The 12,204-nt window shown below is 64.8% G+C and carries 9 protein-coding genes and 1 tRNA gene; 1 reads left to right on the top strand and 9 read right to left on the bottom strand.

Annotated elements, in window-relative coordinates; all coding sequences use genetic code 11:
* Positions 1 to 154: 154 nt before the first annotated feature.
* The 7 genes from E3U47_RS20390 to fdnG all read right to left on the bottom strand — a co-directional run bounded on the left by E3U47_RS20390 (position 155) and on the right by fdnG (position 9,350).
* Positions 155 to 250 (bottom strand) — tRNA-Sec (locus E3U47_RS20390).
* A gap of 10 nt (positions 251 to 260) precedes the next feature.
* Positions 261 to 2,183: a selenocysteine-specific translation elongation factor gene (selB, locus tag E3U47_RS20385; protein WP_134693412.1), complete on the bottom strand. Its 1,923-nt coding sequence runs from the start codon at positions 2,181 to 2,183 to the stop codon at positions 261 to 263.
* Complete coding sequence (gene selA / locus E3U47_RS20380; RefSeq protein ID WP_134693411.1) at positions 2,180 to 3,607, bottom strand: L-seryl-tRNA(Sec) selenium transferase; 1,428 nt, start codon at positions 3,605 to 3,607, stop codon at positions 2,180 to 2,182. Before selA ends, selB begins: the two co-directional genes overlap by 4 nt.
* 140 nt (positions 3,608 to 3,747) lie before the next feature.
* Complete coding sequence (gene fdhE, locus E3U47_RS20375; protein ID WP_134693410.1) at positions 3,748 to 4,674, bottom strand: formate dehydrogenase accessory protein FdhE; 927 nt, start codon at positions 4,672 to 4,674, stop codon at positions 3,748 to 3,750.
* 4 nt (positions 4,675 to 4,678) lie between these two features.
* Positions 4,679 to 5,335, bottom strand: a complete 657-nt coding sequence (locus E3U47_RS20370) for a formate dehydrogenase subunit gamma (RefSeq protein ID WP_134693409.1) — start codon at positions 5,333 to 5,335, stop codon at positions 4,679 to 4,681.
* Positions 5,332 to 6,282: a formate dehydrogenase subunit beta gene (fdxH, locus tag E3U47_RS20365; protein WP_134693408.1), complete on the bottom strand. Its 951-nt coding sequence runs from the start codon at positions 6,280 to 6,282 to the stop codon at positions 5,332 to 5,334. Before fdxH ends, E3U47_RS20370 begins: the two co-directional genes overlap by 4 nt.
* Positions 6,282 to 9,350 (bottom strand): formate dehydrogenase-N subunit alpha, encoded by a 3,069-nt coding sequence (gene fdnG, locus E3U47_RS20360; protein ID WP_167659514.1) that lies wholly within the window; start codon positions 9,348 to 9,350, stop codon positions 6,282 to 6,284. Before fdnG ends, fdxH begins: the two co-directional genes overlap by 1 nt.
* A 235-nt stretch (positions 9,351 to 9,585) precedes the next feature.
* Between fdnG and E3U47_RS20350 the strand changes: the two genes are divergently transcribed.
* Positions 9,586 to 10,080 (top strand): heme-binding protein, encoded by a 495-nt coding sequence (locus E3U47_RS20350; protein WP_256660315.1) that lies wholly within the window; start codon positions 9,586 to 9,588, stop codon positions 10,078 to 10,080.
* A gap of 88 nt (positions 10,081 to 10,168) precedes the next feature.
* Here E3U47_RS20350 and E3U47_RS20345 read toward each other — a convergent pair whose 3' ends face one another.
* Positions 10,169 to 10,717, bottom strand: coding sequence for a single-stranded DNA-binding protein (locus E3U47_RS20345; RefSeq protein ID WP_023629920.1), 549 nt, complete (start codon positions 10,715 to 10,717; stop codon positions 10,169 to 10,171).
* Positions 10,718 to 10,726: 9 nt separating this feature from the next.
* Complete coding sequence (locus E3U47_RS20340) at positions 10,727 to 12,121, bottom strand: MFS transporter (protein ID WP_134693405.1); 1,395 nt, start codon at positions 12,119 to 12,121, stop codon at positions 10,727 to 10,729.
* Positions 12,122 to 12,204 lie beyond the last annotated feature (83 nt).

Raw genomic sequence — 12,204 nt, 5'->3', positions numbered from 1 at the left:
AGAGCGGGCGGGTATTAATTATTTTCAGATGCGGTTAAATGAATAAAAATTCAAGATCGCGACCAACATGATTAAACAAGGGACCATCCGCGCTGGCAGAATGAACTTGAAGTCAGCAAGCCTATATCGCGAGCAATCAAGGTCAAAAATAAAATGGCGGAAGGCAGCGGGAGTCGAACCTGCCCGGGAACGGCTGCCGTCCCCAACCGGGTTTGAAGCCCGGCCGCGCCACCGGGCGCGATTGCCTTCCTTAGAAATCGTCAGCGCCTGGCCTGCAACTGGGCCAAGGCACTGTCAGCGCGGATATGCCGCTGGTCGGCGACCCTGCGGGTCAAGCCAACACGGTCGAAGTACTCCAGAATCTGCACGCTACGCTTGCGACCGATGCCCAACATATCGCGAAACGCCGCCACCTGCACTATCGGCGATGTCGTCGCCTGCTGCAACAACAGCTCTGCCATGCGCCTTAGCGTCGCCTCCGGGTAGAAAAGATCACGCACCACCTGGTGCAATATCCCCAACCTCGCCAGCTTGCGCAGCAACAAACGCACCTCGGCCTCCTGGACCTGTTCCTCGGTAGCCAAGGTCCGCACCCAGGGCGGATCGAACTCACCCGCCAGCAGGCGCGGCTCCAGGCGAGCCCACAGCGCCGTATCGGCAGCACTGAGCTGGACCTTGTGCGCGGGTAGGTGCAACCAAGGCCCGCTGCTGCTGATCGCGCCCTCGCCCAGCAACTCATCCAACAAGCTGACGAAGGCCGGGCGCTCCAACGGCAAAGCCGTATATCGACGCAGCCGATCACGGTCCGGGCCAAGCTGGTCAGGCTCCTGCTCATGGAACTGCGCCAAACGCGCCAGCACCTGCTGCTTGAGCGCCTGCCATTGGCCACGATCGAACAACAACTGGCCCTGACGGGTGGCGACCACCAACACTTGCTCTGGCAACCGCCAGGTATCGCGCAAGCGATTGAACTGGCGCTCCAACCGCTGCGGGTCGAGCCCGCCTGGGGCGGCCTCGAGCAAGGCCGGCAGGGCCTGTTCGAGATCCTCGGCCTCGCGCAATACCTGCAACTGGCGCAGACGCGCCTCGCTGCGACGCTGCCGGCTAGGCGCGAACGGGTCGAGCACCCGGCCACCACCCAAGGTGCGCTGGGCCCGCTGGTCGCGCAGCACCAGGCGATCGCCATGCACCGCCTGCAACGGCGCATTGAGCAACAACTGGGCGAACATGCGGTGGCCTGCACGCAGGCTTTCGCCTTCGAGCAACGCCACCCGGGCGGTGACATCCTGGGTACCCAGATGCACATGCACGGCGCTGAAATGCTCGAATGTACGGGTCTCGCCCGGCAACAGCGTCAAATCGATATCAACCCGCACGCTCGGGCCATGCAGCCATGCCGGCAGCAGCCAGTCACCCCGATGTACCTGCTCGACCGCCAGCCGCTCCCCGCTGATGTTCAATGCCACCCGTTGCCCGGCCTCGGCCACCAGCGCCGCCTGGTTCTGCGCGTGCAGGCCGCGCACCCGCACCGGTTTGCCGGCCTTGCCCAGCAGCAAGGTATCGCCGGCACTGACCTGCCCGGCCAAGGCCGTGCCGGTGACCACCAGACCTGCGCCGGACACCGCGAACGCTCGGTCCACGGCTAGACGAAAACCACCGCGCGCGCTGCGCTGGCGTATCTTGGCCGCCGCGGCCAACAAGGCATCGCGCAGGGCCCCGACGCCCTCGCCGCTGACACTCGACAACACGAACTGCGCCGCCCCCGCATAGGGTCCTGGCGCCAGCAGTTCAGCGACCTGGGCCTGCACCTCGGCCAGCCGCGCCGGCTCCACCCGGTCGCACTTGCTGATCGCCACCAGCGCCTGGGGAATGCCCAGCAGCTCGATGATCGACAGGTGCTCACGCGTCTGCGGCATCACCCCATCGTCAGCGGCCACCACCAGCAACACCAGGTCGATACCATGGGCGCCAGCCAGCATGTTGTGGATAAAACGCTCATGCCCGGGCACATCGATAAAACCGGTCAGCGGCGCCCCCTCTGCCAGTGCCGCATAGCGGTAACCGAGGTCGATGGTCATGCCCCGGGCCCGCTCTTCCTGGCGCGTGTCCCCGGCCTGGCCGGTAAGGGCCTGGAGCAGCGTGGTCTTGCCATGGTCGATATGCCCGGCGGTACCGACAATCACTGCACCGGCCCTAATTGCAGCGCTGGTAGTTGCGCCAGCCACTGGGCCTCGTCGTCCAGCTGGCGCAGGTCGAGCCACAGGGCATCGTCATCGATGCGCCCCAGCACTGGCACCGGCAGCTCGCGCAAGGCGCGCTCCAGCACATGCAGGCTACGGCCACGCAACTTCTTCGACACCTGCGGGCGCAGGCACAGCGCCGCGCTGGGCAGGCGTGCCACCGGCTGGCTGCCGCTGCCGATCATGCCCAGGGCCGTTTCGACCGTGACGACCCACTGCGCGCCCAGGCACGTCGCCAAGGCCGGCGCCAGGCGCTCGGCCTGGGCGGCGATCTCGGCTTGCGGTCGGGTCAGCAGGCGCAAACTGGGCAAGCGCTCGGCCAGGCGGTCGGGGTTGCGGTAGAGCTGCAAGACCGCCTCCAACGCCGCCAGGGTGATCTTGTCCACCCGCAAGGCGCGCTTGAGCGGGTTCTTCTTGATCTTCGCGATCAGTTCCTTGCGCCCGACGATGATCCCCGCCTGGGGGCCGCCGAGCAGCTTGTCGCCGCTGAAGGTGACGATATCGGCGCCGTCGACCAGGGCCTGGCGCACCGTCGGCTCGGCCGGCAGGCCCCAGCGGGTGAGGTCGAGCAAGCTGCCGCTGCCCAGGTCCTCGAGCAGCGGCAGCTCATGCTGGTGGGCAATGCGCGCCAGCTCGGCGGTGGCCACCTGGGTGGTGAAACCCTGGATGCTGTAGTTGCTGCAATGCACACGCATCAGCAGGCCAGTGCGCGGGTTGATCGCGGCTTCGTAGTCGCGTGCGTGGGTGCGGTTGGTGGTGCCGATCTCGTGCAGCTTCACCCCGGCGCGGGCCATGATGTCGGGGATGCGGAAGGCGCCGCCGATCTCGATCAGCTCGCCGCGGGAAATCACCCCTTCCTTGCGCGCGCCCAGGCTGTTGAGCGCCAGCAGCACGGCGGCGGCGTTGTTGTTGACCACGGTGACGGCTTCGGCGCCGGTCAGCTCGCGGATCAGGCCTTCGATCAGGTCGTCGCGGTCGCCCCGCTTGCCGGTGGCCAGGTCGAACTCCAGGTTGAGCGGGTAGCGGGCGGCGGTCTGCATGGCCTCGACCGCTTCCTCGGGTAACAGCGCGCGACCGAGATTGGTGTGCAGTACCGTGCCGGTGAGGTTGAACACCCGGCGTACCTGGCTGCGCTGCTGAATAGCCAAGCGCTCGCCGGCGCGACCGAGCAGCACTTCGGCAGCCAGCTCCACGGCACTCAGCTGGCCCAGGCGGGCCGGCTCGCGCAGGTCGTCGAGCAGTTGCCGCAGGGCGGCCAGCGTGGCGTCGCGGCCATGGCGTTCGAGCAAGGGCTGGCAGGCGGGGTGGCGCAGCAGGGTGTCGATGGACGGCAGGCGTGGGGTGTCGCTGGCGAGGCTGGAAGACATGCGGTACTACCTATGACTGATCCGTTGTCTGTTCTGGCCCTTTCGCTGGCTAGGCCGGCTCCTACAAGGCTAAGCGTCGCCGGTTGTAGGAGCCGGCCTTGCCGGCGAACGGGGGCAACTCGGTATTGCAGTGTAGCCCGCTAACCCCCTCCAGGTGCCAGCAGCAGGTTCGGCGCCAGGCGCTGGAAGCCCTCCTCGTCCAGACGCATATCCAGCGCCAGGCTGGCCAGGTCGTCGGCCATCGGTTCGGCGGCGGCGTCGTTTTCCAGGTAGCTCTGCTTGAGGTAGGCCTGGCACCCTGGGCAACACTCGGCACGCAGTGGCGCCTTGCCCGGCGCGTGGAGATCATCCTCGAGGTTGCTGTAGCGCAAGTCCTTACTCGACTCGCAATACACGCACTTGACCCGCACCACATGCCATTCGCAACTGCACAACGAGCAGGCCAGGTAACGCAGGCCATTGTGCTTGCCGCGGTTGCGCACCACCCCGGCCATGGCCGGCGAGCCGCAGGCCGGGCATTGGGCCAGGCTACCGGCCGGCTTGAGCTCCGGCTCCGGCAGCGCCAGCAACCAACTGGACCAGGCCGCCTGCAACGCGGCACCAATCAACGGCACCAAGGCTGCGGGCACCGCGTCGTACTGGCCGCCAAGCAAGGCAATGCCCCAGCCCTTGCGCCGAGCCTCATCAGCCTCACGCAAACTGCGCACGGCATCGGCCAACGGCCCCTCGGGCTCGTTCCTGAAGCGCTCCAGCAGCGCCTGCAGCCAGACCAGCCAAGGCCCTTCGCGTACCAGGCTGTCCGCCGCCAAGGGCGGCAGGCCATGACTTATACACAGGCGCTGGCGTTCGTCGGCCACCGGCAAGGCGCCGGGTGGGTTATCCACAAGCTGCTGCTGAATGCGGCACAACCGCGCCACCAGCCGCAGGTAATCGCCGAGGGCGTTGCCCTCGGCCAGATACTCCAGGCGCACGGCGCGCAGTGCGAACAGGTTGGCGGGCGGCAGGTGCAGAAACGGCGGCATCACTGCCGACGCTTCGATCTGCCCGGGTTCGAGAATCGTGCTCAAACGGTCATCCTTCTTTTCCACCATGGTTGTGCGGCGACTTGTCGCCGGTCACGTCCCGGTACCAGAGTTCATGATGCTTGCGTGCCCAGGCGCGGCTGACCCAGCCATGCAGCATGGCGCCGATCGAGCCCTTGATCCAGATCCCGGCATAGATGTGCACGATGATGCTGAGGATCAGCACGAACGCCGCCAGCGCATGCAGCAACGCAGACAGACGAATGAGGTCGATGCCGAACCAATGGCTGAAATATGCGCGCCAGATCACCACGCCACTGACCAGCAGCACCAGCATGCACGCCAGCAGGGTCCAGAACAGCAACTTCTGCCCGGCGTTGTACTTGCCGATCGGCGGCACGCCTTCTTCCTTGTTCAGCATCACCCGGTCAATCCGCCGTAGCCACAGGCGGTCATTGGCGCTGATGAAGTTGGCGCGCCAGAAACGCAGCACCAGGCCCAGGAAGAACACGAACATCGCCACGCCGATGAACGGGTGGAGAATCCGCGTCCAGGGCCCGCCGCCGAACAGGTGGCTGAGCCAGAACAGCGCCGGATGGAACAGCGCCAGCCCAGACAACCCGGCCAGCACGAACAGGATCGCCACCACCCAGTGATTGCTGCGCTCGTTGGCGTTGTAGCGCAGGATCGGTTTGTTGTCGCTCATGGCCGCTGCTCCCCTTCGCCGCCCGGGCGCTTCGGATCATAGACATGCACCGCCGGATCCACCTGGTGCACGCTGTTATCCACAGGCGCTGGATGCTCGTCCTCCTCGACCCGCTGCGGCCCCACCCGTACATAGTGGAAGAACCCGGCCACCACCGCCGCGCCCATGGCCAGCAGCGCCAGCGGCTTGGTGAAGCCCTTCCACAGCCCCACCAACGGGCTGATCACCGGTTGGTCCGGCAAGCCGGCGTAGATCCGTGGGGTGTCGGCGTGGTGCAGCACGTACATCACATGGGTGCCACCGACCCCGTCCGGGTCGTACAGCCCGGCGTTCTCGTACCCACGCGACTTGAGGTCGACGATGCGCTCGTCGGCATGCACCTTCATCTCATCCTTGGTACCGAAGACGATCGCCCCGGTCGGGCAGGTCTTCACGCAGGCCGGCTCCAGGCCCACGCTCACGCGGTCGGAGCACAGGGTGCACTTGTACGCCTTGTGATCCTTCTGCGAGATGCGTGGAATATTGAACGGGCAGCCGGTGATGCAGTAGCCGCAGCCGATGCAGTGGTCCTGGTTGAAGTCGACGATGCCGTTGGCGTGCTTGATGATCGCCCCCAGGCTCGGGCAGGCCTTCAGGCAACCGGGCTCGGCGCAGTGCATGCAGCCGTCCTTGCGGATCAGCCACTCGAGGTTGCCGTCGTCGCGCTCGTGCTCGGTGAAGCGCATCAGGGTCCAGGTCTCGGCGGAGAGGTCCTGGGGGTTGTCGTAGGTACCGTGATTGTGGCCAACCTCGTCACGCAGTTCGTTCCACTCCGAGCACGCCACCTGGCAGGCCTTGCAGCCGATGCACTTGGTGGTGTCGATCAGCTTGGCGACTTCCTGCTGCTGGCGTACCGAGGGCGGCACGGTGGTGGTGGCCGAGCGGGCAATGATGTCTTGGCTGGCCATCAGAGTTTCTCCACTTTGACGAGGAACGACTTGGACTCCGGCGTCTGCGTGTTGCCATCGCCGAGGAACGGCACCAGGGTGTTGGTCAGGTAGCCGTGCCGCGTGGTGCCGGTGAAGCCCCAGTGCAACGGTATGCCGATCTGGTGCACGGTCTGGTTGTTGACCTGCAGCGGACGGATCCGCTTGGTCACCACCGCCACCGCGTCGATATGCCCGCGCTTGCTCGACACCCGCACCCGGTCACCGGCCTTGATGCCTTTCTCATTGGCCAGCACCTCGCCGATCTCGACGAACTGCTCGGGCTGGGCGATGGCGTTGAGCCGGCAATGCTTGCTCCAGAAGTGGAAGTGCTCGGTCAGCCGGTAGGTGGTCGCCGCATGGGGGAACTCGTCGTGGGTGCCCAAGGTGTCCCACACCGAATCGAAGATGCGCCCGGCCGGGTTGCTGGTGGCCTTCTTGTTCTGCGGGTGCAGCGGGTTGATGCCAATCGGCGTCTCGAACGGCTCGTAGTGCTCGGGGAACGGCCCCTCGGCCATCTTGTCGATGGCGAAGAAGCGCGCCACGCCCTCGGGGTTCATGATGAACGGGTTCATCCCTGCCTCGGGCGGCGAGTCGACCTTGAAATCGGGCACGTCGGTGCCGGTCCAGGCCTTGCCGTTCCACCACACCAGGCGCTTCTTCTCTGGGTCCCACGGCTTGCCTTGCGGGTCGCTGGAGGCGCGGTTGTAGAGAATGCGCCGGTTGGCCGGCCAGGCCCAGGCCCAGTTCTGCACCTGGTGCATGCCGTACGGGTCGCTGTTGTCGCGCCGGGCCATCTGGTTGCCCTGCTCGGTCCAACAGCCAGCGAAAATCCAGCAGCCCGACGCGGTGCTGCCGTCGTCCTTCATCTGGCCGAAGCCGGCGAGCTGTTGCCCGGCCTTGAGCGTGGCGCCGCTCGGGTCGGTGAGGTCGCTGACCGCCCAGCCGTTCATCTCCTTGGCCAGTTCCTCGGGCGAAGGCTCCTCTGGCACCTTGTACGGCCAGCTGATGTTGAGCATCGGCTCGGGATACGCTCCGCCCTCGGCCTGGTAACGCTTGCGCAGGCGCAGGAACAGCTCGCTCATGATGTGCACGTCGGTACGGGTCTGGCCCGGCCCATCGGCGCCCTTCCAGTGCCACTGCAGCCAGCGGCTGCTGTTGACCAGCGAACCGTCCTCTTCGGCGAAGCAAGTGGTGGGCAGGCGGATTACCTCGGTCTGGATGTTGGCCGTGTCGACATCATTGAACGGGCCGGCGTTGCGCCAGAACTCGGAGGTCTCGGTAGCCAGCGGATCCATGATCACCAGCCACTTGAGCTTGGCCAGCGCGGCGGTGACGCGGTTCTTGTCCGGCAACGCGGCAATCGGGTTGAAGCCCTGGCACATGTAGCCGTTGACCTTGCCCTGGCCCATCATCTCGAACATGCGCAGCACGTCGTAGGCCGGCACGTCGAGCTTGGGCAGCCAGTCGTAGCCCCAGTTGTTTTCGGCGGTGGCATTGGCGCCGTACCAGGCCTTCATCAGGCTGACGTGGAACTTGCCGTAGTTCTGCCAGTACGACAGTTGCCCGGGGCGCAGCGGCTTGGAGGCGCGCTTGTCGATGTAGCTGGTGTAATCCTGCTCGGCATCGCCGGCCAAGGTGAGGTAGCCCGGCAGCGAGTTCGACAGCAGGCCCAGGTCGGTCAGGCCCTGGATGTTGGAATGCCCGCGCAGGGCGTTGACCCCGCCACCGGGCATGCCGACGTTGCCCAGCAGCAACTGCACCATCGCCGCGCTGCGGATGATCTGCGCGCCGATCGAGTGCTGGGTCCAACCCAGGGCATAGAGGATCGTCATGGTCTTGCCCGGCACCGAGCAGGTGGCGATCTCTTCCCAGACTTTCATCATCTGGTCCTGGGGCATGCCGCAGGTCATGCTCGCCAGCTCCGGCGTGTAGCGGCTGTAGTGCTGCTTCATCAGCTGGTACACGCAACGCGGGTGCTGCAGGGTCGGGTCGACCTTGGCAAAGCCATCCTCGCCCAGCTCATAGCCCCAGCCAGACTTGTCGGCATACACGCGCTTGGCCGCGTCGTAGCCGCTGAACAGCCCGTCCTCGAAGCCATAGCTCTCTTTGACGATGAACGACACATCGGTGTAGTTGCGCACGTACTCGTGCTGGATCTTGTCGTTGCTCAGCAGGTAGTTGATCAGCCCGCCCATGAAGGCGATGTCGCTGCCGGTACGGATCGGCGCGTAGTAATCGGCCACCGAGGCGGTACGGGTGAACCGCGGGTCGACCACGATCAGCCGCGCCTTGTTGTGCGCCTTGGCTTCGGTCACCCACTTGAAGCCGCACGGGTGCGCTTCAGCGGCGTTGCCGCCCATCACCAGGACCAGGTTTGCGTTGGCGATATCAGACCAGTGATTGGTCATCGCGCCACGGCCATACGTCGGGGCAAGACTTGCCACCGTCGGGCCGTGTCAGACACGCGCCTGGTTGTCGAACCCCAGCATGCCTAGCGAACGGATCACCTTGTGCGTCAGGTAGCCCGCTTCGCTGGAAGCGGCGGACGCGGCAAGAAAGCCTGTGGTCAGCCAGCGGTTGACCGTCTGGCCCTGGGCGTTCTTCTCGATGAAGTTGGCATCGCGGTCCTGTTTCATCAGGTCGGCGATGCGGTCGAGGGCTTCGTCCCACTCGATGCGGGTCCACTCGTTGCTGCCCGGCTTGCGTACCTCGGGGTACATCAGGCGGTTGGGGCTGTGGATAAAGTCCAGCAGGCCAGCGCCTTTCGGGCACAGGGTGCCGCGGTTGACCGGATGATCCGCGTCGCCCTCGATATGGATGATGTTCTGCTTGACGTTCTTGCCCGCGTCACCCTGGCTGTACATGATCAGGCCGCAGCCGACCGAGCAGTAAGGGCAGGTGTTACGGGTTTCTTTAGTGTGCGCCAGCTTGAAGTGGCGCACCTGCTCGGCGAACGCAGGGGTCGGGGCCATGCCCAACGCCGCGAGGCTCGAGCCTCCAAGGCCGACGGCGGCGACCTTGAAGAATTGCCGACGGTTGAGGTCCATCGTGCACTCCTGATCAGGTTCTCGGGCGCACGGGACATGGCCGGCGCCTCAGGGACTCCACGGTGGCGGTGGGTAGAGACCGCCAACTGTTAAGCCTAGTCAAGAATCTGGGAAGTGGGGTGATCTGGATCATGGAAAGGTAATGCAATCCCACATCGCGATCAGAAACGGACTACACCGCAAACCAGCTTTTGCTTGCTAGGTTGCTGAATCCACATGGACGAGGCACGTATGAATGAACACGAAACACTTCATGGTCGGGCTCTTGCTCGCCCTCCCGATGCACGTAACGCCCACACTGGCGGCCCCACCCAACCGACCCGACACCCCTGCCATTTCGCCCATTAGCGCCGAGAAGGCTCGAAGCCTGGCCGCCGCCGCCGAGCGTGCCGCCCGCGCCCAGGGCTTCGCCATCGTCATCAGCATCGTCGACAACCATGGCAACCTGAAGCATTTCCACCGCATGGATGGCACCAGCAGCGGCAGCATCCAGGTCGCGCAGCTCAAAGCCGCTACATCTGCACGCTTTCCACTTTCATCCCGCACACTGGGTGAACGCAGCGCCGGGTTGCCAGCCAATCCCTACGCTTCGCTGCCCGGTTTCACTTTGCTGGAAGGCGGGTTGCCAATCATGGATGCGAACGGCAGGCATATCGGCGGTATAGGCATCAGCGGAGCAACACCCGAGCTTGATGCACAGTTTGCCAAGGCGGCGCTCGAAGAAAGCTGACAGGCAAAAAGAAACCCGCTTCATGCCTGAAGCGGGTTTCTTGTCACAGCTCCGTTCACCTGTGGCACCTGGTGCCCACAGGAAAGGATCAGAACGGAATATCGTCGTCGAAGCTGTCGAAGTCAGCGGCAGGCTGCGGAGCCGGCTGTTGCGGCGCTGGGCGCTGCGGAGCTTGCTGCGGGCGCTGGGCCTGCTGGCGCGGGGCCTGGTTGTACTGTTGCTGCTGACCGCCCTGGTTGTAGTTGTTGCCACCACCCTGGTTGTACTGGTCGCCACCGCCCTGCTGGCCCTGCGGACGACCGCCGAGCAGCTGCATGGTGCCGTTGATGTCGACGATGATCTCGGTGGTGTAGCGCTTGATGCCGTCCTTTTCCCACTCGCGGGTCTGCAGCTTGCCCTCGATGTAGCACTGCGAACCCTTGCGCAGGTATTCGCCGGCGATTTCGGCGACCTTGCCGAACAGCGAGACACGGTGCCACTCGGTGCGCTCGACCTTCTGGCCCGACTGCTTGTCGGTCCACTGCTCGCTGGTGGCCAGGCTCAGGTTGGTCACGGCGTTACCGTTGGGCAGGTAGCGGACTTCGGGATCCTGACCGCAGGTGCCGACCAGAATGACTTTGTTAACCCCACGGGCCATAACGTTCTCCTAGGCTTCGCACGCCGAAGCGGCTGGGTTCACCAGACGCTCTAGGGTCGCGCGGTCCAAAATTTTCGTATCCAGTTTGATATAGATGGCGGCTTCTTCTGCCACCACCACGGCGTCGGTCACACCCGGCACGGCCAGCAAGCGCTCGGTCAGCCCGGCTTCCCGGACCGCTTCTGGCGTCAATGGCATGCGCAGGCTGGTCACGTAGGGTGGTTCGTTCATGCGCAACGCAGTGAGCAACCACAGGACGCACAACACCGCACACCCCAGGAACACCATGCTCAAGCCACCGTGCTGGAACAACCAGCCACCGAGGATGCCTCCCAGCGCGGCGCCGAGGAACTGGCTGGTGGAATACACCCCCATTGCCGTCCCCTTGCCGCCGGCAGGCGATACCTTGCTGACCAGCGAAGGCAAGGATGCCTCCAGCAGGTTGAATGCAGTAAAGAATACCACGGTGCCGATCACCAGTCCCTGCAAGTTGTCAGCCCACTGCCAGAAGAACACCTCCACCAGCAGCAGGACACTGACCGCGCCGAGCAACACGCGTTTCATCTTGCGCTTCTTTTCCCCGTAGATGATGAAGGGGATCATTGCAAAAAATGAAACCAGCAGCGCGGTCAGGTACACCCACCAGTGCTGCTCCTTGGGCAGCCCGCCGCGCTCGACGAAAGCCAGGGGCAGCGCCACGAAGCTGGCCATCAGGATCGCGTGCAGCACGAAAATGCTGATATCCAGGCGCAGAAGGTCCGGATTGCGCAGGGTCGGGCCAAGAGCTTGACGGGCAACACCAGACTCACGGTGTGTCAGAACACTGTGCGAGCTGGGCACGACGAAGGCGATCAAGCCAATGCCGACCAGGGCAAGTCCTGCGGTGGCAAGGAACAATCCTGACAAGCCAAAGGCGCGGGTCAGCAGCGGCCCGACCACCATCGCCACGGCAAACGACAGGCCGATGCTCATGCCGATCATGGCCATGGCCTTGGTCCGGTGCTGCTCACGAGTAAGGTCGGACAGCAAGGCCATGACGGCCGCGGAAATCGCCCCAGCGCCTTGCAGGATACGCCCGGCGATCACGCCCCAGATCGAGTCGGCCTGGGCCGCCAGCACACTGCCCAGGGCGAAGATGATCAATCCCACGTAGATCACCGGACGGCGACCGATGCGGTCGGAAATCACCCCGAACGGAATCTGCAGCACCGCCTGGGTCAGACCATAGGCGCCGATGGCCAGGCCGATCAGTGCAGGCGTGGCGCCGGCCAGGTCCATGCCGTAGGTGGCCAGCACCGGCAGCACCATGAACATGCCCAGCATACGAAAGGCAAAGACCAGGGCCAGGCCGCTCGCGGCGCGGGTTTCGCTACCGCTCATGCGCTCGTTGTGGGTGTCGTGCATGGATTAACCTCGTGTGAACCGGCGGCGATTCTATCAGTCCGACGCCTTGACGGCATATACGCGACGCTTTGCCGCGTAATGGC

Source organism: Pseudomonas sp. RIT623 (assembly GCF_004519305.1).
Taxonomy (GTDB): domain Bacteria; phylum Pseudomonadota; class Gammaproteobacteria; order Pseudomonadales; family Pseudomonadaceae; genus Aquipseudomonas.
The sequence above is the reverse complement of the archived record's forward strand: the minus strand, read 5'-3'. Positions and strand labels throughout refer to the sequence as shown.

Coding starts and splice junctions, on each gene's coding strand:
- selA (WP_134693411.1), bottom strand. CDS start 3,607: ATGTCTTCCAGCCTCGCCAGCGACACCCCACGCCTGCCGTCCATCGAC.
- E3U47_RS20370 (WP_134693409.1), bottom strand. CDS start 5,335: ATGAGCGACAACAAACCGATCCTGCGCTACAACGCCAACGAGCGCAGC.
- fdxH (WP_134693408.1), bottom strand. CDS start 6,282: ATGGCCAGCCAAGACATCATTGCCCGCTCGGCCACCACCACCGTGCCG.
- E3U47_RS20350 (WP_256660315.1), top strand. CDS start 9,586: ATGAACACGAAACACTTCATGGTCGGGCTCTTGCTCGCCCTCCCGATG.
- E3U47_RS20345 (WP_023629920.1), bottom strand. CDS start 10,717: ATGGCCCGTGGGGTTAACAAAGTCATTCTGGTCGGCACCTGCGGTCAG.
- E3U47_RS20340 (WP_134693405.1), bottom strand. CDS start 12,121: ATGCACGACACCCACAACGAGCGCATGAGCGGTAGCGAAACCCGCGCC.